Origin of the sequence: Actinocrispum sp. NPDC049592 (assembly GCF_040675465.1) — a bacterium.
Taxonomy (GTDB): Bacteria; Actinomycetota; Actinomycetes; order Mycobacteriales; family Pseudonocardiaceae; genus Kibdelosporangium.
Genome location: NZ_JBFAPA010000030.1, coordinates 18,121 through 40,937, shown reverse-complemented (window position 1 = coordinate 40,937; position 22,817 = coordinate 18,121). Strand labels below are relative to the sequence as shown.

The window sequence follows — 22,817 nt, the reverse complement described above, 5'->3', positions numbered from 1 at the left end:
CCGACAGGAGACGACGATGGCGCTGGTCATTCCGGACGTGTTCGAGGAGACCTGCGCCACCAGACAGGCCCTCGAACGGCTCGCCACCAAGTGGCGGGTCCTGCTGATCTACGCCCTGCTCGCCGGGCCGCAGCGCAACACCGACCTCCGCCGCCGCCTGCCCGGCATCACCCAGAAGGTCCTCACCGAGACCCTGCGCGGCATGGAGGCCGACGGTCTCGTCGAACGCCAGATCCTCAAGGACACCGCCCCCAAACACATCGAGTACACCCTCACCGACCTCGGCAAGACCCTCCAGGAACCCCTCACCGCGATCTGCGAGTGGGCTGCCCACAACACCCCATAACTCAGCAACCCGCCCCGTCCGCCGAGATGCCTGCCCGCTGGGATGGCGTGGTGACGGCAGCCACCCCAGCGCGTTCGCCGAGATGGCTGCCCGTGGGATGGTCGCGATCGGGCAGCCATCCCGGCGCGTCCGCGGAGGGGCTGTCCTTGGGGTGGCCGTGGTGTGGGCAGCGCCCCCGGCGCGTTCGCCGAGGTGGCTGTCCTTGGGGTGGCCGTGGTGTGGGCAGCTACCTCAGCGCGTCCATCGAGATGCGTGCCCCTGGGATGGCCGCAATGCGGGCAGCCATCCCAGCGGGCGTGGGGTTAGGGCGTGTCAATGGATCGCGATAGCCGAGGCGGCCAGGAACCACCTCGCTGGAGCCTCATTTCGGCCCCCGGCCGGGGCGCTCTCATCGACCGAGATCCATCGGACAGGACTTAGTCGTGGCCGAGGATGGGGTGCGGCCGGTAGGGGGCTTCCAGGCGGGTCACTTCTTCCGGGGTCAGGGACACATCGACGGCCGCCAGGGCGTCCTCGATGTGCCGGAGTTTGGTCGCGCCGACGATCGGTGCCGTGACGGCCGGTTTGGTGTAGAGCCAGGCCAGGGCGACCTGCGCCGGGGGTAGTTCCCGTTCGGCGGCCACAGCCCGGAGTTCGTCGATGACCTTGGCGTCGTCCTCCGCGTGCGGCGCGTAGATGTCCAGGACCGGGTCGGAGGTCGTGCGGGTGGTCGCCTCGGTCCGGGCCAGGTTGCCCCGCGCGAGCGGGCTCCACGGGATGACGCCCACGCCCTGGTCCGTGCACAGCGGGATCATCTCCCGCTCTTCCTCGCGGTAGATCAGGTTGTAGTGGTTCTGCATCGAGGAGAATGCGGTCCAGCCGTTGGCCGCGGCGATCTGCTGCGCCTTGGCGAACTGCCACGCGTACATGCTCGACGCCCCGATGTACCGGGCCTTGCCCGCTTTGACGATGTCGTGCAGCGCGGACATCGTCTCTTCCAACGGGGTTTCGTAGTCGAAGCGGTGGATTTGGTACAGGTCAACGTGATCCGTGCCCAGCCGGCGCAGCGAGTCATCGATCGACGTCATGATGTGCTTGCGGGACAGGCCCTGGTCGTTCGGGCCGCTGCCCATCGGGAAGTACACCTTGGTGGCCAGCACGTAGTCCGAGCGCTGCGGGAACATCTTGCGCAGCAGCCGGCCGGTGATCTGCTCGCTCACCCCGGTCGAGTACATGTCGGCGGTGTCGAAGAAGGTCACCCCAGCTGTCACCGCGTGGCGGACGATGGGTTCCGCCTGTTCCTCGGTCAGGTGCCAGGCGCGGTGGTCCGGCGAGCCGTAGCTCATCATCCCCAGGCAGACCCGCGACACCTTCAGTCCTGTCGATCCCAGTCGAACGTACTTCATGCGGGTATCCTCTCGAACCACGCCAGCGAAATACAGGGCAATCTGAAGGTGAGAGGTGTCACGTGCCTGTGAATTCAAGGTCGACAGCTGATGACACCTCCATAGACGCCATCAACGCCCGTCTGCTGAACGAGCTGCACGGTGACCCCAGGATGTCCATGTCCGAGCTCGCGCGCCGCGTCGGGATGTCCGCTCCGGCCGTGACCGAACGCGTGCAACGGATGGAGAGCGCGGGCATCATCGCCGGATTCCGGATGGACGTCGACCCGGCCGCGCTCGGCATGCCGGTCACCGCGTTGGTGCGGGTGAGACCGGGACCCGGTCAGCTGCCCAAGGTCGCCCAGGCCGCGAAGGACACGCCGCAGGTGGTCGAGTGCCACCGGATCACCGGCGACGACTGTTTCCACCTCAAGGTGCACGCGCCGTCCATCGCCGCGCTGGAGGAGGTCCTGGACCGCTTCCTCCTCTTTGGACAGACAACCAGCTCGATCGTGGTGTCCACCCCGGTCCCGCCGCGCCCGCTACCCGTCAACGAATGACCGGATGTCCGCGGCGATCCCCGGCAACGGCGCCGTCCGCCCGATCGACGCGAACCAGTCCCACAGCTCCAAAGCGTGGTACAGCTTGTAGATCGCCAGCCGATCCCTAGCGAACTCCCCATACCCCGCCAAAAGCCCGGCGAACTTGGCCGCGGAACCCCGCACGGCGTAGTAGTCCACCTTGGCGAGGTCGAGCACCGGGTCGCCCGCGACCGCGTTCTCCATGTCGACCACACCCGTAACCCGGCCATCGGTCACCAGAATGTTGCCCTCATGAAAGTCGTTGTGGCACAACACAGCCTGCGAACAAGCAGCGAACAGATCCCGATGCCGCTCGACATAACCCTCCATGAGAGCGTGCAACCCGGGATCACCGCCGTACCGAAGAAAATCCGCGAGCTTCGCGGCGAACTGCCGTGACATATACGCGAGGTTCGTCGCCTCCGGCTCAAGAACCTCCGTCACCACATACCCGAACGCGGGCTGCGCAACAGCATGAATCCGCGCCAGCAGCGCGCCCATCTGCCGATAAACCTCGTACTCATCAACAGATTCCACCGACGACAGCGGCACCCCATCCAGCAAACTCAGCACAGACACCCCGCCAGGCAACACCTCCAGCACCTCCGGAACTGGAAGCCCACCCAGCAACCCACACACATACTGTTCCTTGCGCTGCCGCCACTCCGCCCAATCCGAATAAACCTTCACAACCACCGCCGCCTGTTCACCCGCCCGCCGCACCAAGAACACCTTCCAAGCTCCCCGCCCCCCAACCGTGCAATCTCAACACCAGCCGCCCACCCACCATCCATCATCCCCACAACCTAGAACCAACCACTTCCCCGAACCACCGATTTGTTCGGCTGGGTGGCGGTAGGGTGCGGTATGGGGGTTTCGCGGCGGGTGGTTATTAGTGGGGCGGTTGGGCTTGGGGTTGTTGGGGTGGTGGGGGTCGGTGTGGTCAGTGATGTTCTGCCGGGTGGGGCTGAGGTTCGCAGGGTGTTGGGGATGACTGGGCCGGCTGGGACGATTCCGGATGTGCCGGCCGGACAAGTCGTCAGGACCCAGGTGATGTCCAAGGCGCGGGGGCGTCAGGTCACCGTGCTCACTATGGCGCCGGATGGGTACACGGCGGAAGAGCTGCCGAAGTGTGTTGCGCTGCATGGTCGTGGTGGTGACGCGGCCTGGATGGCGAACCTCGGCGTGCCGCAGTTCCTCACCGCCGCGGTCCGTGCGGGGGTACCGCCGTTTGCGGTGATCTCGGTCGATGGCGGCGCGGACAGCTACTGGATCGCGTCCGATGACGATGACCCGCAAGCCATGCTGCGCACCGAGCTCGGGCCGTTCGACGCGGCGTTCGGCATCTCGATGGGCGCGTTCGGCTGCCTGCGGCTGGCCAGGGACCTGCCGCTCAAGGCCGTCGCGGCGATCAGCCCGGCGATCTTCCGGTCCTGGCCGGACGCCGCGAAACGCAACGCCTTCCACACCGAGGCGCAATGGGCCGGCAACGAACCCCTCCGCCACACCCAAGCGCTGCAAGGCAAAACGCTGGGTGTGTGGTGTGGCCGCGAAGACCCGCTTGTCGACGCGGCCCGGGCGCTGATCGACGAGGTCCACCCCACCCACGCCGCGATCACCCACGGCGCCCACGACAACGCCTACTGGCAACGCGTGCTGCCGGAGGTCGTCGCGTTCATCGGCGCCGCCTTGAAGTCCTAAGAGGACAGTGCCTCCAGCAGTCGTGAGATGATCGGCTCGATCGGTCCCTCGGCGGTGTATCCCGCCGCACGACGATGCCCGCCGCCGCCCAGCGACACCGCGACCTCCTGAACATCAACGTCCGCAACCGAACGCAGCGAAACCGACCACCGTGCGGGGCCGACCTCCTTGAACACGGCGGCAACCTCGGCCTCGTGCGCGGTCCGCACGATGTCCACAACGGACTCGATCTCCTCGGGCCGCACGTCCCGCGCGTCCTGCTGAGTCACGTACGTGTAGACCAATCCGCGCCCACCCGCGGCTGACGGCGCCAGCTGAGCCCGCCCCAGCACACCTGAAAGCATGCCTAGCCAAGCGAATGGATGCGCCTCCATCAACTTCCGCGCGGTCTCGTCCGGATCCACCCCAGCCGCCAGCAAACGCGCCGCCAGCAGATGCGTTTCCGGTGTGGCGCGCCGGAACGAACCCGTGTCCGTCACCAAACCCGCGTAGATGCAGCGCGCCAAAGGCTCGTCCAGAGCCACATCCATAGCGTCCAGAATCTGCGCAACGAGAGCAGCGGTGGCAACGGCATGCTCGTCGACAACGTGGTGAGTGCCGTAGAACGTGTTGGAAGCGTGGTGATCCACAACAAGCACCGAACCGCCCGCAGCCACCGTGCCCGCCACCCGCGAACCCAGCGGCCCAAGGCGTTCCACGCTGCCGGTGTCCAGGCAGACCAGCAACGGCGCGTCCATCGGCACCTCGGCCGCCGGAACCAGCAGACCCGCGTAATCCAAGGGACGCAACGTCTCCGGCACCGACTCCGGCTCACCGAACGACACCCGCACGGTCGCCCCACTCCGATGCAGCGCGAGACCCAGCGCCAGGGCGCTGCCAAGCGCGTCGGCATCGGGGTGGACATGGGCCAGCAGGGTCACGTCGGTGGCCGCCCGCAGCAGCTCGATCGCGCCGTCCAGATCACTCACGTGATCAGCCTAGGGCGTCCGCTGCCTGGATCGGTGGGCGGCGACGTGAACTCTGTTCGCGCAACGCGAGGAGCAGTACCGCTTGGCCCGGTTGGTGGACGTGTCCACGAAGTAGTTGCCGCAGCTGGGGCACTGGCCCCACCGGGACATCCCGAGCCGGACCACGCCCTGCGCGATGCCCCACGCGGCCGCGGCGGCGACCTCGGTGGCCGGGGGCGCGTCCGGGTCGGCGACGTGAATGTGCCAGTCCGGGGTGGCGGAGTGGCCCGCCGACAGCCGCGGCCGCAGCGGGTAGGCCTCCAGCAGGGCGTTCACCCCGGTCCGGACGGCGACAGCGTCCCCGTCGACGGCGGCGGCGAGCACGACGCGCAGCCCCTCGGACACCGGGCGGAGCGCCTCGACGTCGTCGGTGGTCACCCGGGAGGCCCACCACGGCGACTCGTGGATGGCCTCCTGAAGTGCGGAAACGGAGGTGAGGGTGGCGTTGGCCAGCCGCATGGCCACGTCGAGGTAATCGGCGTTGTCCATGTGCGGTCCTTACATCTAGAGTGTCAGGGGCGAAACCAATACCGACACCTTACCGATGGGGGACCCGATGACGCCGCTGAGACGCATCCTGTCGTTGGCTGTGCCCGCGTTGGGCGTGCTCGCGGCCGAACCGCTGTACCTGCTCGTGGACACGGCGGTCGTCGGTCACCTGGGCGCGTTGCCGCTGGCCGGGCTGTCGGTCGGGGCGATCGTCCTCGCGCAGGTCTCCACCCAGTTGACGTTCCTGTCCTACGGCACGACCGCGCGAGCGGCGCGCCTGCACGGAGCCGGCCGGCGCGCCGACGCGGTGGCGGAGGGCGTCCAGGCGACCTGGCTGGCGTTGATCGTCGGCGGTGCCCTGCTCCTCCTTGGCCAACTGCTGGCGCAGCCGGTCGCGAACGCCCTGTCCGGTTCCCAGGACGTGGCCGACGCCGCGGTGGGGTGGCTGCGGATCGCGCTGTTCGGCGTCCCCTTGATCTTGGTCACGATGGCCGGCAACGGATGGATGCGAGGCGTCCAGGACACCGTCCGCCCGCTGCGTTATGTCTTGGCGGGCAACGGAATCTCCGCGATCCTCTGCCCGGTCCTGGTGCACGTCGCCGGATGGGGCCTCGCCGGGTCGGCTATCGCGAACGTCACAGCGCAGGTGATCTCGGCGACCCTGTTCATCCGGGCCCTGATGGCCGAACGGGTCCCGCTCCGGCCCGAACCCCAGAAGATGCGCGCCCAGCTGGTCCTGGGCCGCGACCTGGTCGTACGCAGCGCGGCGTTCCAGGCCTGCTACATCTCGGCCACCGCGGTCGCTGCCCACACGTCGACCGCAGCCGTTGGCGCACACCAGGTTCTGCTGCAGCTGTGGGTGTTCCTGGCGCTGGTGATGGACTCCATCGCGATCGCCGCGCAGGCCCTGGTCGGCGAGGCGCTGGGCGCGGAGGACGACCACAAGGCCAAGGCGATGGCCTGGCAGGTCACCGGCTACGGCCTGCTGTTCGGGATCGCGCTCGGCGCGGTGTTCGCCGCGCTCACGAACTTGCTGCCCAAGGCGTTCACCCAGGATTCCGCCGTGCTGAACGAGATTCCGCACGCCTGGTGGCTGTTCATCGCGCTGCTTCCGGTCGGTGGCGTGGTTTTCGCGCTCGACGGGGTGCTGCTCGGCGCCGGTGATGCCGCGTTCATGCGCAACTGCACGCTGATCGCCGCGCTCGGTGGGTTCCTGCCGTTGGTCTGGGCGGCGTACGTGTTCGACTGGGGTCTGGCCGGGATCTGGGTGGCGATCAACGCATTCCTGATTGTGAGACTTGTCGCTGTCCTCAGTCGGACACGTTCCGGCAGGTGGGCAGTGGTGGGGGCAATTCGTTAGCATGTGATTGCTAAATAAAACGATCATCGAGGGGAGAGCGTGTGCGCGCCGCCAGACAGGCGTGGTTGATGTGGGGCATGGCAGTGGTCGTCTACATGGCGGCGGTTTTCCATCGCGGCTCCCTGGGTGTGGCGAGTCTCGAGGCGACCAACCGGTTCGGGGTCGGCCCGGCAGCGCTCGGCACCTTCACCGTCCTGCAACTCCTTGTCTACGCGGCGATGCAGGTGCCTACCGGGTTGCTCGTCGACCGGTTCGGCCCACGCAAGATCCTCACCGCGGCGGCCGTGCTGATGGGCCTGGGCCAGGTCCTGTTCGCCGTCGCCACCTCCTACCCGCTCGGCCTGCTGGCCCGTGCGGTGCTCGGGTTCGGCGACGCGATGACGTTCATCAGCCTGCTGCGCCTGGCATCCGCACACTTCCCGGCCCGCCGCTACTCGCTCGTGGTCTCCATCACGGCCGCGCTCGGTGGTCTGGGCAACCTGGTCGCGACCGTCCCGCTGACGCTCCTGCTCGGCAAGATCGGCTGGGTGCCGACGTTCTTGATCACAGGCGTGGTCACGGCGTGCTACGCGCTCGTCGCGTCGCGGCTCAAGGACACCCCCACCGGCCCGGCTCCGCGCGCCGAGCGTGTTCATGTTCGTGAAGTGGCAAGGAGTGTGCGCACCGCGTGGCGGGTTCCGGCCACCCGGCTGGGGTTCTGGGTGCACTTCGGCACCATGGCCGCGCCCGCGGTGATGACCTTGCTGTGGGGGTTCCCGTATCTCGTCGCGGGACGCGGGTTGTCACACGAGGTCGCCAGCTCGGTGCTCGGCGTGATGGTGCTGGTGACCATTGTGAGCGGGCCGATGATCGGCGCCCTGATCGGGCCGCGGCCCGAGGTGCGGATGCTGCTGGTCGCCGGGTTCCTGGTGTTCCAGGTGGCGGTGTGGACGGTGTTGCTGCTGTGGGACGGCATGCCGGTGGCGCTGCTCACTGTCGCTTTTGGACTGTTGTCGCTCGGCCTGCCGCTGTCCGCGATCGGGTTCTCCATCGCCCGCGACTACAACCCGTTGCACCGCGTGGGTACCGCCAGCGGCGTGGTGAACGTCGGCGGCTTCTTCGCGACAACGTTGTCCGCGTTGGGGATCGGCCTGCTGCTGGGCTGGACCGGCTCGTACCGGATCGCCCTGCTGGTGCCCGCCGTGCTGATCCTGATCGGCTTCTGGCGGACCGGGGTGTGGTGGCGCCGGGCCCGTGCCGAGGTTTTCGCGGCCGAGGCACGTGGTGAGGAAGTTCCCGTCCGGATCCGGCCGCGGCGCTGGGACGCCGATCCGGTGGTGATCGTGTAACGAGTTCCGCGCGCCGGCGGACAGCATGGGTGTGCATGGCCGGTAACGCGAGGGGCAGGCACCATGAAGGTCGTCGCGGGAATCGTTTGTGTCTTGTGCCTTGCCGCTTGCGGTGAGGACTACCAGATGCCCGTCGACCCACCCCTGCCCACCTTCAGCTCGGCCCCAGCCATCGCGCCGGATCCGACCAGTGACCGGGCTTCGGTGCAGGTCGACGCCGCGGTGGGCCAGGCGGGCCTGCACGCCAGCGGTTTCGTCGGCAGTCCGTCCACAATGGTCAGCAGCACCTGCGAGAACATGCGCATGCCGGGCAGTTTCGGTTCCGCGGCCGAGATCCTGGACCTGCAGATCGACGGCCAGCGGCAGGCGCTGAAGATCTTCCAGATCGGCATCCCGCTGCTCTGCCCGGACCAGGCCGAGGCCCTCCGGGAGGTCGTCGAGGGCAACATCCCGTTCGGTTCGGGGACCTACGACATCGGCACCGAACGCGGCCAGGTCCGGCCGGGCACGTACCGGACGACGTCCGTGGTCGACAACTGCTACTGGGAACGCACCGACCCGAAAGGCCGCGTCATCGCGAAAAGCACGGTGCCGCACGCGAACTCGGTCAGCGTGACGATCCGGCCCGGCGACGGCTCGTTCACCAACGACCGGTGCGGGGCCTGGAAACGCGTCGGCTGAGAATCGGGAAGCGGAATTCCGGCCGTCACAGTGTGCCGCCTAGCGAGGAGGAGCGGCACATGGGAAACAACGGAATCCCGAACTACTACGGCAGGCAGCTGGTGCGCACGATCCGCCGGCTGCGGGAACAGTGCGAGCTGACCCAGGAGGAGGCCGGCGCGAAGCTGCACCTGAGCCTGCAGAAGCTCAGCCGGATCGAGAACGGCCAGTTGCCCGGCTACCACGAGCTGCGCGCGATGCTGAAGCTCTACGGCCTGCCACAGTCCGGCTGGGACCCCTGCTTCCGGCTGTGGGAACGGGCGAAACAGCGCGGCTGGTGGCGCAAGTTCGGTGTGCCGGACACCACGTACATCTGCATGGAGCAGGAGGCGTCGCGGATGACCGAGTTCGCCCTCGGCCGGCTGCCCGAGCTGCTGCAGACCGAGGGATATGCGCGCCGGGCCGCACAGTGCGGGTTCCCGGGCGACGAGGCGGCGGCCGACGGCGCCGTGAAGGTCCAGCTGCGCCGCCAGGACCGGTTGTTCCGCGATGAGGAACAGCTGACCCTGCACGTCCTGCTGCACGAACCCGCGCTGTACCAGGGCGGCGACCGTGAGCAGTGGATCGAGCTGTACCAGCGGGCGCAGCTGCCGAACATCACCGTGCAGGTCATCGAGCAGCGGGCGGGCCTGCACAGCGGCCTGGACGGGCCGGTGGCCCTGCTGGAGTTCGACGACCCGGAGGAGCCGGACATCGTGTTCGCGGGCAGTGTCCTCGGCCTGAGTTCAACGCAGGACGAGGAGCGGACGGCGGCCGTGCGGGCCCGGCTGGAGCGGCTGACGGAGCTGGCTCTGTCGCCGGAGGACACCCTGGCCGCCCTGCGGGGGTTGATCGGGTGAGCCATATGTGAGGATTTCGGGCGTGTCCTCGAAGCGTGCCCCAGTAGCACCGGGCCTTGTCGTGGTCGACAAGGCGCCGGGTATGACCTCCCACGACGTCGTCGCCAAGGTGCGGCGGATCCTCGGCACCCGCAAGGTCGGCCACGCCGGCACGCTGGACCCGATGGCGACCGGAGTGCTGGTCCTGGGTGTCGAAAGAGCCACCAAACTGCTCGGCCACCTCGCCCTGGACACCAAGGTCTACCTGGGCACGATCAAACTGGGCTCGGCGACGACCACCGACGACGCCGAAGGCGAAGTGCTGTCCGAAGTGGACGCGAGCGGCGTCAAGGACGACGCGATCACCAAGGGCATCCAAGCCCTGACCGGCGACATCATGCAGGTCCCCAGCTCGGTGAGCGCGGTGAAGATCGACGGCAAACGCGCCTACGCCCGGGTCCGCGAAGGCGAACAGGTGGAAATCCCGGCCCGCCCGGTGACGATCAACCGTTTCGACGTCCTGAACATGCGCCGGGAACCCACGACCGTGGAGCTGGACGTGATGGTGGACTGCTCCTCGGGAACCTACGTCCGAGCCCTCGCCCGCGACCTGGGCGCAGCCCTGGGCGTCGGAGGCCACCTGGCAGCCCTGCGCCGGACCCGAGTAGGCCCCTTCGACCTCCGAGTGGCCCGAACCCTGGAACAGCTGGAAGCCGACCCAGGCCTCTCCCTGGACCTCGACGCCTCCGTGGCAACCGCCTTCACCCGCCACGACGTCGACGAAAAGCAGACCACCGCCCTGAAGTACGGCCAGAAGATCCCAGCCGCGGGCGTGAAGGGCACCTACGGCGTCTTCGACCCCAACGGCCACGTCCTGGCCCTCGCAACCGACGAGGGACCGGTAGCAAGACCCCTCGTAGTCCTCAGCCCCGCCGGCTGACGGCAGCAGGAGGCGGCCCGCCGGTTGGCGCCAGCGGGAGGGGCCTGCTGGCTGGCGGCAGCGCGGGGGTGCGTGCTGGTTAGTGGCAGCGGGAGGGGCCTGCTGGTTGGTGGCAACGCGGGGGTACCCGCCGGTTGGCGGCAGCGCGAGGGAGCCGCTGGCTGGCGGCAGCGCGAGAGGGCTTTGGCCTGTGATTGGACACACGGCTTGGTCGCGCCGGTCATTTCCGGCCCGCGACACGCCCAGCGCCGCCCCGATGCCAGATCGGCCCGGTTCCCGCGGCGCTGGCCGCGTGGCGCGGGCCGGAAATGACTGGCTTCCGGCGACCAAGCCCTGTCCGAGCGGAGCGAGGACCAATAAGACTGCGGAAATGACCGGCTTCCGGCGACCAAGCCCTGTCCGAGCGGAGCGAGGACCAATAACGGAGCGAGGACATCAAACACAGAGCGAGGACATAAGCTAGCCCCGTGCAGCGATGGCGCGGGTTGGAGCATCTGCCGGGCGGCTGGGGACGTTGCGTCGCCACCATAGGCGTGTTCGATGGGGTGCACCGGGGGCATCAGGGGCTGATCGCCCGGGCGGTTGAGCTGGCCCAGCAGCGGTCGGTGCCGAGTGTGGTCGTGACTTTCGACCCGCATCCTTCGGAGGTTGTCCGGCCGGGGAGTCATCCGGCTCAGCTGACCACTTTGCGGCGTAAGGCCGAGTTGGTCGAGGAGCTGGGTGTGGATGTGTTCTGTGTGTTGCCGTTCACTCCGGAGCTTTCGCGGGTGCCGGCTGACGAGTTCGTGCACGAGATCCTGGTGGACCGGTTGCATGCCGCCGCCGTGGTGGTGGGGGAGAACTTCCGGTTCGGTCACCGGGCTCAGGGTGATGTGGAGCTGTTGAGCCAGTTGGGGCACCGGTTCGGGTTCGTCGCGGAGGGCGCGAAGTTACTCACTTCGGCGACCAACGGCGAGATCACGTTCTCATCGACGTATATCCGGGCTTGTGTGGACGCTGGTGACGTGGTGGCCGCGGAGGCCGCGCTGGGTCGTCCGCACCGGCTGGAGGGCATCGTCGTGCGTGGCGATGGCCGGGGCCGTGAGCTGGGCTTTCCCACCGCGAACCTGTCGACGCCGAGGTACACGGCGATTCCCGCGGACGGCGTCTACGCGTGCCGGTTCACCCTATTGGGGAGCCATGGGCAGCGGTCGCTGAACGCGGCTGTGTCGGTCGGCACCAACCCGACGTTCTCCGGGCGGGAGCGCCGGGTGGAGGCGTTCGTGCTGGATGTGGCCGAGGACTTCTACGGGCAGCGGGTCGGCCTGGACTTCGTGGCCCGGTTGCGGGACATGGAACGGTTCGACACGGTCGAGGGTCTTCTGGAGCAGATGCACGCCGACGTCGCCAGGGCGCGGGAGGTCCTGGCCTGACGAATCGCCGGGATCCGTCAATTCGGCTCGCCGGATGGCCGTGGCCTGGCAAGATGCAGACCACGACCTGGTGAAGAGGGGCGAAGGTGGAGGACCAGAAGATCGTCCAGCGCAACCTGGAGCTGCAGAGACAGTGGTACGGCGAGCCGCTCGGCGACCGGGTCCGGCGGCTCGTGGTGGCGTTCGACGTGTCTCAGGCCAATCTCGCCGACGTGCTCGGGATCAGCGCGCCCATGCTCAGCCAGGTGATGAGCGGGCGGCGGGCCAAGATCGGCAACCCCTCGGTGCTGGCCCGGTTGATCATGCTGGAGCGCAAGGTGCTCACCCCCGAGGTCGCCTCGGGCCGTCGTGAGGCGTTGCAGAAGGCCCTGGAGGACGTGCGCGACTCCAAGCCGACGGTGAGCCGGGACATGCTGCCGGTGGACCCGGGGCGGGCCGACCGTGCGGCGCTGGCGTTGCTGCGGCGGACCGCGACGGTCGACGAGCTCACCGAGGCGGCGAAGATGCTGGACGGCCGGTTCCCGGCGATCGCCGAGCTGCTGCGGCGTGCGGGGATGCTCGCGTGAGGCTGTTCACCGCCGCTGTGCCGCCGGTTGAGGTCGCTGACCATCTCGAGGCTTTCCTGAAGGACGTTCCCGATGTGCCGTACTGGGCGCCGCGGGCGGCCTGGCACATCACGTTGGGGTACTACGGGACCGAGGAGCCCGGTCCGCGGATCTCCTGGGTCGGGTCGCGGCTGGCCGCGCTGGCCCGGCCGCGGGTGTCCTTGGGGCGGCCGGGGAACTTCGGGGACACGCTGCTGATGACAGTGTCCACAAAGGACTCCGCACTCGCCGGTCTGGCGGCCGCTTTGCGTTGGGACGACAAACACCCCACCTACATCCCGCACCTGACCATCGGCAAGGGCGCGCCGCTCGAACTGGACTACTCCGGTCCGGAGTGGACGATCGACGAGGTCGTCCTGCTGGGTGCGGAGCAGCGGCACGACTACACGGTGGTCGAGCGCTTCCCGTTGGACTGAGGTTTGCCCGCCGCCGGGACGGGAACCCTGGGTGCGACAAATCGCACATCCCCAGGGAGTAGGTCATGGCTCAGGCAGTTCGGGCTCGAGTGCAACCCACCCAGGTGCTGGCCGGACTCGTCGGGCTGGCATTCGTGGTGTTCGGTGCCATCGGCCTGGTTCGCCACGGTTTCGCCGACTTCAGCGGCAACAGCGAGATGCTCGGCCCGTTCGGGACCAACCCGCTGCACAACCTGCTGTACGTGATCGCCGGCGTGATCGGTCTGCTGCTTTCGTTCTCGTCGGCCACCTCGCGGCTCTACGGCTGGATCGTGCTCATCGGGTCGGCCGTGCTGGTCGCCTGGGGTCTGATGCTGGTCGGCTTCACGTCGACCAACCCCGTGTCGGAGCTGGGCAACCCGCTCAACCTCAACATCGCCGACAACTGGCTGCACGTGGGCACCGGCGTCCTGGGCCTGATCGTGGCCGTGCTGCCGGCGCGCCGCCGGATCGTGGAGGAGGAGCCGGTGGTGGAACCCGTCACCGAGCCCGTTGAGGTGCAGAAGCCCGCTGTGGCGGCTTCTGACTCCACCTCCGATTCAGACACTGCTGAGACTGAGAAGGCCGAGCGGCCTCGAGGGCTGCATCGGCTTGCCCGTCTGCGGGGCCACCAGGCCCACTAGGTCCCCTCCCCGCAGGTAACTGCAGCCCCCGTGGTCCCCCTCCCGCGGGGGCTGCGCCATGTCTTGGCTTCTAGGGTGTGTCGTGCCTACGACAAATAGCGCAGTACTGCTAGTACGCGCCGGTGATCGCTTTCGGACGGCGGCAGTCCGAGTTTCGCGAAGATGTTGCTGATGTGCTTTTCCACTGAGCCGTCGCCGATGAACAGGGTTCTTGCGATCGCCGTATTCGTCCGGCCTTCGGCCATGAGGGCCAGGACTTCTCGTTCGCGTGTGGTCAGTGCGGCGAGGTTTGTGGCTCGGCGGCTTGCGCCGAGGATCTGGGTTACTACTTCGGGGTCCAGGACTGTTCCGCCGCTGGCGATCTGTTCGCATGCGGCCAGGAAGTCCTTGGTATCCGCGACACGATCCTTCAGGAGGTAGCCGACGCCTTGGGTTCCGCCTGCGAGTAGCTCTGCGGCGTACCGGGTCTCAACGTGTTGGGAGAACACCAAAAGGCCTACGGAGGGGTGTGCACGGCGGACGTCCAGGGCTGCGCGGATGCCTTCGTCCGTGAAGGTTGGGGGCATGCGGACGTCGACGACGGCGATGTCGGGGGTGTGGGTGGCGACGGCTGACTGTAGGGAGTCACCGGTGCTGACGGTCGCGGCGACTGTGTGGCCACGGGTGGTCAGGAGGAGTTCCAGGCCGTCTCGCAGTACCGCGCTGTCCTCGGCGATCACTACCTTCATGCCGGGAATTCGATCACGACTGTTGTCGGGCCACCGGGCGGGCTCGACATCGTCAACGTTCCGTCTACTGTGGACACGCGTTCGCGCAGGCCCGCGAGGCCCGCGCCCGGGGTTACTGCGGCGCCGCCGATTCCGTCGTCCACCACCGTAATTTTCAGGTCGGGCGACACCGACACCTTCGCTGCGGAGGCTTGGGAGTGCTTGGCGATGTTCGTCAGCAGTTCGGCCGTGCAGAAGTAGGCGATGGCTTCCAGGGCTTGGGGTGGGCGAACTGGAAGGGAGACTGAGAGTTCTACGGGGACGGGGCTGCGGGACGCCAGGGTTGCGAGGGCCGCGTCGAGGCCCTTGTCCAGTGCGGCGGGGTGGATCCCACGGGCCAGGTCGCGGACCTCGACCAGGGCTTCCTTGGCGTTGTGGTGAGCCATCTCCACCAGGCGACGGGTCATCTCCAGGTTGGGCTCGCCGTCCAGCTCGTCCTTGGCCATCCCCAGATGCATGGCCAGCGCGACCATCCGTGCTTGGGTTCCGTCGTGGAGGTCTCGCTCGATCCTTCGCAGGCGTGCCGCCGCGTCGTCCACGGCGAGCGCCCGGGTCTCTTCCAGATCGCGGATCCGTTGCGACAACGTCGAAGCCGAGAGCAGCGACCGGATCAGCCAGCGGTCGAGCATCAGTGCTCCACGGGTCACCCAAGGGGCCGCGGCGAGCAGAAGGAGGCCGACCAGTCCGTTGAGCAGCACGATCGGCCAGTGGTCCAGCCGGATCCCGCCGAACGGCAGCAGTATCCGCTGATCCTCGGACAGCACCCACCAGAACAGGGTGTACGCCGTGTTCAGCAGCCCGTACACCCAGAACGCGAACGAGGCGATGAACGTCGCCACTCCCAGGGGCGCCTTCACCACGACGTACGCCACCGCACGCCAGCTGGCCGTGTCCAGCAGCACCGCCGGGATGATCCCGCGCCGCGGACGGGGCTTCGCCGGCCGCGAGACCTGGAGGTCCAGCAGGGCCCCGGCCAGTGACCGGTGGGTGTGGCCAAGACCACGTGCGACCAGTACGCCGAGGGCCGCGATCGGCAGTCCGATGAAGGTGATCGACAGGACGGTGCCCAGCAAAAGCGGGAGCATCGTGAGCACTAGACCCAGTACACTCAACGGCAGGCCGGTGAGAACGTACAGCGTCTCCGCCCAGGTGCGCCTGGTGAACATGCCGACCAGCCTGCCCGAGCGGCGGGCCGCCGGGAACCCGGCTGGCCCCCATGCGCTCGGTTGGTGGGCTGCGCAAGGGCCCTGATACCCTTCGTAGTTGGGTACAGCTGCGGTCCGTGGCGGCTGTCACCGACCAACGCTCCGTGACCGGGGCGTCCCCACGGTACAGCGAAGATGTAGGGAGAAAGACGCGTGGCGCTGACCACCGACCAGAAGAAGACGATCCTCGGCGAGTACGGCCTGCACGACTCGGACACGGGATCACCCGAGGCCCAGGTGGCCCTGCTGACCAAGCGGATCAGCGACCTGACCCGGCACCTTCAGCAGCACAAGCACGACCACCACTCCCGCCGCGGCCTGCTGCTGCTGGTGGGCCGTCGCCGCCGGTTGCTCAACTACGTGGCGAAGGTGGACATCCAGCGGTACCGCTCGCTGATCCAGCGCCTCGGTCTCCGCAGGTGACTTGACGAGGGGGAGTGGCCACCGGTCGCTCCCCCTCGGCACATTGACAACAAAGAGGTAAGGGCAAGCGCGCCGCGTACGGGCGAATATCGTGCCGGTCCTCGGTAGTGGTTCCCGGGTCTGCAAGAGGACACCCGGGGGCTTCGATCGAAGACCGGCCTCGTCTCCCGCGGGTTCCCGTGGCGTCGCGCGACCCGTTAGACGAGGAGAAACAACTACATGACCGACACCCAGGAAGCTGGGGTCCACGAGACCACCGCCGTTGTCGACAACGGCCGGTTCGGCAAGCGCACGGTCCGCTTCGAGACCGGCCGGCTGGCCAAGCAGGCCGCCGGCAGCGTGGTGGCCTACCTCGACGAGGAGACCATGCTCCTCTCGGCGACCACCGCGTCCAAGCACCCGAAGGAGCACTTCGACTTCTTCCCGCTCACGGTGGACGTCGAGGAGCGCATGTACGCCGTGGGCCGCATCCCCGGCGCGTTCTTCCGCCGCGAGGGCCGTCCGTCCACCGACGCGATCCTGGCCTGCCGGCTGATCGACCGGCCGCTGCGCCCGTCCTTCGTGGACGGCCTGCGCAACGAGATCCAGGTCGTCGTCACGGTGATGAGCCTGGCCCCGCAGGACCTGTACGACGTGGTCGCGATCAACGCCGCGTCCGCCTCCACCCAGCTGGCCGGCCTGCCGTTCTCCGGCCCGGTCGGTGGCGTGCGGGTGGCCCTGATCGAGGGCCAGTGGGTCGCGTTCCCGACCCATGAGCAGCTTGAGAAGGCCGTGTTCGACATGGTCGTCGCCGGTCGCATCGTCGGCGATGACGTGGCGATCATGATGGTCGAGGCCGAGGCCACCGAGAAGGTCATCGACCTCATCGGCGACGGCGCCACCGCGCCGACCGAGCAGGTCGTGGCCGAGGGCCTGGAGGCCGCCAAGCCGTTCATCCGCTCGCTGTGCGTCGCGCAGCAGGAGCTGGCCGACCTGGCCGCCAAGGCCACCGGCGAGTTCCCGCTGTTCCCGGCCTACGAGCAGGACGCCTACGACGCGGTCGCCGAGATCGCCACGAACGACCTGGCCCAGGCGCTGACCATCGCCGGCAAGCAGGACCGCGAGGCCGCGATCGACGAGGTCAAGGCCCGCGTGCTGGAGACCGTCGGGGCCCGCGAGGAGTTCGAGGACCGCGAGAAGGAGATCGGCGCGGCCTTCCGCTCGCTGAACAAGAAGCTGGTCCGCCAGCGCATCCTGCGCGACAAGGTGCGCATCGACGGCCGCGGCCTGACCGACATCCGGTCGCTGTCCGCCGAGGTCGCCGTGGTGCCCCGGGCGCACGGCTCGGCGCTGTTCGAGCGCGGCGAGACCCAGATCATGGGCGTCACCACGCTGAACATGCTCCGGATGGAGCAGCAGATCGACTCGCTGTCGCCGGAGACCACCAAGCGCTACCTGCACCACTACAACTTCCCGCCCTACTCGACCGGTGAGACCGGCCGGGTCGGTTCGCCCAAGCGCCGCGAGATCGGCCACGGCGCGCTGGCCGAGCGGGCGCTGGTGCCGGTGCTGCCCAAGCGGGACGAGTTCCCGTACGCGCTGCGCCAGGTGTCCGAGGCGCTGGGCTCCAACGGGTCCACCTCGATGGGCTCGGTGTGCGCGTCCACCCTGTCGCTGCTGAACGCCGGTGTGCCGCTGAAGGCCCCGGTCGCCGGTATCGCCATGGGCCTGGTCTCCGACGAGGTCGACGGCAAGACCCAGTACGTGGCGCTGACCGACATCCTCGGTGCCGAGGACGCGTTCGGCGACATGGACTTCAAGGTCGCCGGCACCAAGGACTTCGTGACCGCGCTGCAGCTGGACACCAAGCTGGACGGCATCCCGTCCGAGGTGCTGGCCCAGGCGCTGTCGCAGGCCTACGACGCCCGTGTGACGATCCTCGAGGTCATCGCCGAGGCGATCGACAAGCCGGACGAGATGAGCCCGTACGCGCCGCGGGTGACCAGCGTGAAGATCCCGGTCGACAAGATCGGCGAGGTCATCGGCCCGAAGGGCAAGATGATCAACTCGATCACCGAGGAGACCGGCGCCGACATCTCCATCGAGGACGACGGCACGATCTACGTCGGCGCGGCGGACGGCCCGTCGGCCGAGGCGGCGATCTCCAAGATCAACGCCATCGCCAACCCGCAGCTGCCGAAGGTGGGCGAGCGGTTCCTGGGCACGGTGGTCAAGACCGCCGCGTTCGGCGCGTTCGTCTCGCTGCTGCCCGGCAAGGACGGCCTGGTGCACATCTCCAAGCTGGGCAACGGCAAGCGCATCGGCAAGGTCGAGGACGTCGTGAAGGTCGGCGACAAGCTCCGCGTGGAGATCGCCGACATCGACGCCCGCGGCAAGATCAGCCTGGTGCTGGTCAAGGAAGACGAGGCTGAGAAGCCCGCCGACACCACCCCGGCAGAGGAGCCCGCGACCACGTGACGGTCCGCAACGGCAACGGCCCGGCCGCCTCGGGCGGCCGGGCCTTCGTTCAGAAGCCCGGCACCACCAAGACGCTGGAGCGCACGGAGCAGGGCGAGGTCCGCCGCACCCTGCTGCCGGGCGGCCTGCGGGTGGTGACCGAGCACGTTCCCGGTGTGCGTTCGGCCTCGGTCGGTATGTGGGTCGGGGTCGGCTCGCGTGACGAGCAGCCGAACGTGGCCGGTGCGGCGCACTACCTGGAGCACCTGCTCTTCAAGAGCACCTCCCGGCGCAGCGCCATGGAGATCGCCGAGGAGATCGACGCCGTCGGCGGCGAGCTGAACGCGTTCACCGCCAAGGAACACACCTGCTACTACGCGCACGTCCTCGACGAGGACCTGCCGCTGGCGGTGGACCTGGTGTGCGACGTCGTGTTCGAGGCGCTGCTGGCCGAGCGGGACATGGAGACCGAGCGCAGCGTCGTGCTCGAAGAGATCGCGATGCGCGACGACGACCCGGAGGACCTGCTGCACGACGCGTTCTGCGCGGCGCTGCTGCCGGACCACGCGCTGGGCCGTCCGGTGCTGGGCACCGAGCACTCGATCACCAACCTGAGCCGCACCGCGCTGTACGGGTTCTACAAGCGGCGGTACACGCTGCCGCGGATGGTCTTCGCGGTCGCCGGGAACATCAAGCACGCCGACGTGCTTCGCTTGGTGCGTAAGGCTTTGCGGGACCGCCTGGCCGGCGAGGTTGAGCCGGTGCCGGTGCGTCGCGGACGGGCCAGGACGTCTGGTTCGCCGCGGCTCGTGCTGCACACCGAGGACACCGAGCAGACCCACCTGATGCTGGGTGTGCGTGCGCTGGACCGGCACGACGAGCGCCGGTTCGTGCTCGGCGTGCTGAACGCGGCGCTGGGCGGCGGGATGAGCTCCCGGCTGTTCCAGGAGATCCGCGAACGGCGGGGCCTGGCCTACCAGGTGTACTCGTCGGTCGCGTCCTATTCGGACATGGGGCACCTGTCGGTGTACGCGGGTGTTCAGCCGGACCGGCTGGGCGAGGTCGCCGCCGTGGTGCGGGAAGTGCTCGGACAGGTTGCCAATGAGGGCCTGACCGACGCGGAAGTGGCCCGTGGCAAGGGACAGCTGCGTGGCGGTCTCGTGCTTGGCCTGGAGGACACCAGTTCGCGGATGTCGCGGATCGGCAAGGGCGAGCTCACCTACGGCAACTACCTGACCGTCGAGGAGACCCTCGGCCGGATCGACGCGGTGACCGGCGACGACATCGCCGTGCTGGCCAAGGAGTTGCTGTCCCGGCCGATCGCGGCCGCGGTGGTCGGGCCGTACGCGCACACCGATGATGTGCCGGTCGAGGTGCACGAGGTGATCAAGTGATTCGCGTTGGTGTGCTGGGTGCTCGTGGCCGGATGGGCGCCGAGGTGTGCCGTGCCGTCGAGGCGGCGGAGGGCATGGAGGTCGTCGCCGCGATCGATCTCGGGGACTCGCTGACCGAGCTGGTGTCGGCGTCCGCCGAGGTGATTGTCGACTTCACCCACCCGAACGTCGTGATGGACAACATCCGGTTCGCCGTGGACAACGGGATCCATTGCGTGGTCGGCACTTCCGGGTTCACCACCGAGAAACTCGACGCGTTGTCCGGGTTGCTGGCGGACAAGCCGTCCGTCGGTGTGCTGATCGCGCCGAACTTCGCGATCGGCGCCGTGCTGTCGATGCGGTTCGCCGAACTCGCCGCGCCCTACTACGAGTCCGTCGAGATCATCGAGCTGCACCACCCCCGCAAGGTCGACGCCCCCTCGGGTACCGCCGCGCACACCGCCCGCCTGATCGCCGCCGCCCGCACCACCGCGGGCCTCGGCAAGGCGCCGGACGCGACCACCGAATCCCTCGACGGCGCACGGGGTTCCGTGGTCGACGACATCCGGGTGCACTCGATCCGGCTGTCCGGTCTGATCGCCCACCAGGAGGTGCTGTTCGGCGCGCCGGGGGAGACCCTGACCGTCCGGCACGACTCGATGGACCGCAACTCGTTCATGCCCGGCGTCGTGCTGGCCGTGCGGTCCATCGGGAACCGCGCGGGCCTGCTGGTCGGCCTCGACAAGCTGATGGACCTGTGAGACTGTCCGCCCGGTCGACAACCGTGCTGCTGTGTGCGGCACTGGTCGTCTACTTCGTGCTGTTGACCGGGCGGGCGATCGCTCTTCTTCGAACCGGCACCCCGGTCGGCATCGGCCTTGGCATCGGCGTCCTGCTCCTCCCCATCGTCGGCGCCTGGGTCACCATCGCCACGATCCGCTTCGGTTTCCAGGCCGAACGGCTCGCGCAGCGCTTGGCCGCGGAGGGCACCCTCCCGGACACCACGGACCTGCCCCGGATGCCTTCCGGCCGGATCCGCCGCGACGAGGCCGATGCCTGGTTCGAGGCCCGCCGCGCCGAGGTCGAGGCGTCCCCGGACGACTGGCGCACCTGGTTCCGCCTCGCCCACGGCTACGACATCGCCGGCGACCGCCGCCGCGCCCGCGAAGCCATGCGCAAAGCCCTCGAACTCGCCGAACGTTGAGCCGAGTGTCCACAGCGGTAACCGAGCGACCGAGCCATCTCGTAGAAACCAGGTCCAGGTTCCTTGTCGCCATCCTTGGTGAGTCACGATCGCCGTAAGTAGCGGCCGTCCTGCGGCGTGCTCGTCCTCAAGGACGGCGCCCAACAGGTGATTCATCAACGGGGAGTGTGGATCCACGGAAGCCGCGGTCACCTGAGCAGCGACGTGGCCGTACCAAGTCATCTGTTGGGCCCCGGCCGCTTCGAGGATCGCCGCGCGCAGCTGGGATTTGGCTGACTCTCAGGTCGTGCCGGACAAACCGAACGTTGATGGCGAGCGTCACAGCGGCGACTCCTGTCGCGCCACCCTCGGTGAACAACACCCGAAACCCGATCGAACCCCGGCGGGCACCGAGGGCCGCCCGGGTCAGCGGGTGAGCTTCTTGAGGGTGGGGGCGAGGGTGCCGCGGGTGCCGACTGCGACGCCGGAAAGGCCAAGCCAGGTGGCCATGTCCTTGAGTTCGGCGGCGAGTTCGGTCACCACACGGGCAGTGTCCACTCCGGACTCGGCGAAGGCGCCGGGGACGCGCAGGACGCCGGCGGCGCGATCGGCCTTGAGGTCGACGCGGCCGACGAGGTTGCCGTCCAGCAGGAAGGGGAAGACGTAGTAGCCGAACTCGCGTTTGGCTTCCGGCACGTAGATCTCGATGCGGTAGCGGAAGTCGAAGATGCGCTCGGTGCGGTCGCGTTCCCAGATCAGTGGGTCGAACGGGCACAGCAGGGCCCGGCCGGAGATCCGGCGTGGGGTTCGGGCGTCGATGTGTTTGTAGGCCTTGCGGGACCACCCTGTCACGGTGACTGCCTCGAGAATGCCCGCGTCGACGAGGTCGAGGATGGCTTGGCGGTTCACGTCGGGCGCCAAGCGGTAGTAGTCACGCAGCTCCGGCTCGGTGGCGACGCCGAGGGCCCGCGCCGAGCGCTCGACCAGCTGGCGGGCGCCTTCGTCGGGCGCGACCTTGCGGGTCAGTACCTCTGGCGGGACAACGCGTTCGGTGAGGTCGTACAGCCGCTCGAAACTCCGGCGCGCCCCGGTGGTCAGCTCGCCGATGCCGAACAGGTACTCACAGATGTGCTTGACGTCCGACCGGTCCCACCACGTGCCCTTCTCCCGTTTGACGTCACCCACCAGCTCGCGTTCCAGCGTGCCGGCGCCGATCGGCCCCCGCTCCTTGACCATGTCCAGCACGTCCTGCACCAGGCCGGGGGACCGCTCGACCACCTCGCGGTAGTGCTTCCACCAGCCCTGACGCTTGGTGAGGTGCAGCAGCGGCCAGTCGTCCATCGGGATCAGGCTCGCCTCGTGCGCCCACTTCTCCACCAGCAGCCGCGGCCGCCGCACCGAGTGCGACCAGGCCGCGTCGTCGATCAGCGACATCGGATAGGCGCCCAGCCGGCTGAACAGCGGCATGTAGTGCGCGCGCACCGCCACGTTCACCGAGTCCAGCTGGATCAGCTGGGTCCTGGACAGCACCCGCAGCAGATGACGCCGCGACGGCACACCCGTCGGACGCGGATCCGTGAACCCCTGCGCGGCCACCGCGGTACGCCTGGCCGCGGCAGCGCTCATTTCGGTACTCATCGTCAGCATGATGGGTGCATCGTGCCACCCGGCACCGACAATT

The 22,817-nt window shown here is 68.4% G+C and carries 24 protein-coding genes; 17 read left to right on the top strand and 7 right to left on the bottom strand.

The window, feature by feature from the left end:
- Positions 1-16 precede the first annotated feature (16 nt).
- A complete protein-coding gene (locus AB0J95_RS49115) occupies positions 17-346 on the top strand; it encodes a helix-turn-helix domain-containing protein (protein ID WP_364773461.1) in 330 nt (109 codons plus the stop codon).
- A 416-nt stretch (positions 347-762) separates the two neighbouring features.
- On the opposite strand, the gene AB0J95_RS49110 is transcribed toward AB0J95_RS49115, so the two are convergent.
- The gene (locus AB0J95_RS49110; RefSeq protein WP_364773460.1) at positions 763-1,731 is read right to left on the bottom strand and encodes an aldo/keto reductase; all 969 of its coding nucleotides are present in this window, start codon (positions 1,729-1,731) and stop codon (positions 763-765) included.
- A gap of 62 nt (positions 1,732-1,793) precedes the next feature.
- Between AB0J95_RS49110 and AB0J95_RS49105 the strand changes: the two genes are divergently transcribed.
- Positions 1,794-2,270, top strand: a complete 477-nt coding sequence (locus AB0J95_RS49105) for an Lrp/AsnC family transcriptional regulator (RefSeq protein WP_364773458.1) — start codon at positions 1,794-1,796, stop codon at positions 2,268-2,270.
- Here AB0J95_RS49105 and AB0J95_RS49100 read toward each other — a convergent pair.
- Entirely contained in the window at positions 2,253-2,981 is a 729-nt protein-coding gene (locus AB0J95_RS49100; protein WP_364773535.1) for an aminoglycoside phosphotransferase family protein, read from the bottom strand. The two genes, AB0J95_RS49105 and AB0J95_RS49100, sit on opposite strands and share 18 nt — an antisense overlap.
- Before the next feature lie 300 nt (positions 2,982-3,281).
- Here AB0J95_RS49100 and AB0J95_RS49095 point away from each other — a divergent pair, with 300 nt between their 5' ends.
- Positions 3,282-3,992 (top strand): esterase, encoded by a 711-nt coding sequence (locus AB0J95_RS49095; RefSeq protein ID WP_364773456.1) that lies wholly within the window; start codon positions 3,282-3,284, stop codon positions 3,990-3,992.
- Here the strand turns inward: AB0J95_RS49095 and AB0J95_RS49090 are convergent.
- Together AB0J95_RS49090 and AB0J95_RS49085 are read right to left on the bottom strand one after the other, a co-directional pair.
- Entirely contained in the window at positions 3,989-4,960 is a 972-nt protein-coding gene (locus AB0J95_RS49090) for a DHHA1 domain-containing protein (RefSeq protein ID WP_364773454.1), read from the bottom strand. The genes AB0J95_RS49095 and AB0J95_RS49090 overlap by 4 nt on opposite strands.
- A 9-nt stretch (positions 4,961-4,969) precedes the next feature.
- Entirely contained in the window at positions 4,970-5,488 is a 519-nt protein-coding gene (locus AB0J95_RS49085) for a CGNR zinc finger domain-containing protein (protein ID WP_364773452.1), read from the bottom strand.
- A gap of 67 nt (positions 5,489-5,555) precedes the next feature.
- Between AB0J95_RS49085 and AB0J95_RS49080 the strand changes: the two genes are divergently transcribed.
- The 9 genes from AB0J95_RS49080 to AB0J95_RS49040 all read left to right on the top strand — a co-directional run bounded on the left by AB0J95_RS49080 (position 5,556) and on the right by AB0J95_RS49040 (position 13,749).
- A complete protein-coding gene (locus tag AB0J95_RS49080; RefSeq protein ID WP_364773450.1) occupies positions 5,556-6,848 on the top strand; it encodes an MATE family efflux transporter in 1,293 nt (430 codons plus the stop codon).
- A gap of 68 nt (positions 6,849-6,916) precedes the next feature.
- A complete protein-coding gene (locus AB0J95_RS49075; RefSeq protein WP_364773534.1) occupies positions 6,917-8,176 on the top strand; it encodes an MFS transporter in 1,260 nt (419 codons plus the stop codon).
- A gap of 63 nt (positions 8,177-8,239) precedes the next feature.
- Positions 8,240-8,857, top strand: a complete 618-nt coding sequence (locus AB0J95_RS49070) for a hypothetical protein (protein WP_364773448.1) — start codon at positions 8,240-8,242, stop codon at positions 8,855-8,857.
- A gap of 59 nt (positions 8,858-8,916) precedes the next feature.
- Positions 8,917-9,735, top strand: a complete 819-nt coding sequence (locus AB0J95_RS49065; protein ID WP_364773447.1) for a helix-turn-helix transcriptional regulator — start codon at positions 8,917-8,919, stop codon at positions 9,733-9,735.
- 22 nt (positions 9,736-9,757) lie between these two features.
- Complete coding sequence (gene truB, locus AB0J95_RS49060; RefSeq protein WP_364773445.1) at positions 9,758-10,654, top strand: tRNA pseudouridine(55) synthase TruB; 897 nt, start codon at positions 9,758-9,760, stop codon at positions 10,652-10,654.
- Between the two features lie 467 nt (positions 10,655-11,121).
- Positions 11,122-12,066, top strand: a complete 945-nt coding sequence (locus AB0J95_RS49055) for a bifunctional riboflavin kinase/FAD synthetase (protein WP_364773443.1) — start codon at positions 11,122-11,124, stop codon at positions 12,064-12,066.
- An 86-nt stretch (positions 12,067-12,152) separates the two neighbouring features.
- Entirely contained in the window at positions 12,153-12,632 is a 480-nt protein-coding gene (locus tag AB0J95_RS49050) for an XRE family transcriptional regulator (protein WP_364773442.1), read from the top strand.
- Positions 12,629-13,087 (top strand): 2'-5' RNA ligase family protein, encoded by a 459-nt coding sequence (locus AB0J95_RS49045; RefSeq protein ID WP_364773440.1) that lies wholly within the window; start codon positions 12,629-12,631, stop codon positions 13,085-13,087. The genes AB0J95_RS49050 and AB0J95_RS49045 overlap by 4 nt, the downstream gene beginning before the upstream one ends.
- Before the next feature lie 65 nt (positions 13,088-13,152).
- Entirely contained in the window at positions 13,153-13,749 is a 597-nt protein-coding gene (locus AB0J95_RS49040) for a DUF4383 domain-containing protein (RefSeq protein WP_364773438.1), read from the top strand.
- A gap of 86 nt (positions 13,750-13,835) precedes the next feature.
- Here AB0J95_RS49040 and AB0J95_RS49035 read toward each other — a convergent pair whose 3' ends face one another.
- Positions 13,836-14,477, bottom strand: coding sequence for a response regulator transcription factor (locus AB0J95_RS49035; RefSeq protein WP_364773437.1), 642 nt, complete (start codon positions 14,475-14,477; stop codon positions 13,836-13,838).
- Positions 14,474-15,682, bottom strand: a complete 1,209-nt coding sequence (locus AB0J95_RS49030; RefSeq protein WP_364773435.1) for a sensor domain-containing protein — start codon at positions 15,680-15,682, stop codon at positions 14,474-14,476. Before AB0J95_RS49030 ends, AB0J95_RS49035 begins: the two co-directional genes overlap by 4 nt.
- Positions 15,683-15,874: 192 nt before the next feature.
- Between AB0J95_RS49030 and rpsO the strand changes: the two genes are divergently transcribed.
- From rpsO to AB0J95_RS49005, 5 genes are all read left to right on the top strand, one after another.
- Positions 15,875-16,144 carry a 30S ribosomal protein S15 gene (gene rpsO / locus AB0J95_RS49025; protein WP_033381097.1) on the top strand — a complete coding sequence of 90 codons (270 nt, stop codon included), beginning with the start codon at positions 15,875-15,877 and terminating at the stop codon, positions 16,142-16,144.
- 219 nt (positions 16,145-16,363) lie between these two features.
- Positions 16,364-18,601, top strand: coding sequence for a polyribonucleotide nucleotidyltransferase (locus tag AB0J95_RS49020; RefSeq protein ID WP_364773434.1), 2,238 nt, complete (start codon positions 16,364-16,366; stop codon positions 18,599-18,601).
- 74 nt (positions 18,602-18,675) lie between these two features.
- Entirely contained in the window at positions 18,676-19,974 is a 1,299-nt protein-coding gene (locus tag AB0J95_RS49015; protein ID WP_364773533.1) for a pitrilysin family protein, read from the top strand.
- Positions 19,971-20,714: a 4-hydroxy-tetrahydrodipicolinate reductase gene (gene dapB, locus AB0J95_RS49010; protein ID WP_364773433.1), complete on the top strand. Its 744-nt coding sequence runs from the start codon at positions 19,971-19,973 to the stop codon at positions 20,712-20,714. Before AB0J95_RS49015 ends, dapB begins: the two co-directional genes overlap by 4 nt.
- A 2-nt stretch (positions 20,715-20,716) precedes the next feature.
- Positions 20,717-21,157: a hypothetical protein gene (locus tag AB0J95_RS49005; protein ID WP_364773532.1), complete on the top strand. Its 441-nt coding sequence runs from the start codon at positions 20,717-20,719 to the stop codon at positions 21,155-21,157.
- Between the two features lie 405 nt (positions 21,158-21,562).
- Here the strand turns inward: AB0J95_RS49005 and AB0J95_RS49000 are convergent, their stop codons facing one another.
- Complete coding sequence (locus AB0J95_RS49000) at positions 21,563-22,774, bottom strand: crosslink repair DNA glycosylase YcaQ family protein (RefSeq protein ID WP_364773432.1); 1,212 nt, start codon at positions 22,772-22,774, stop codon at positions 21,563-21,565.
- Positions 22,775-22,817: the final 43 nt, after the last annotated feature.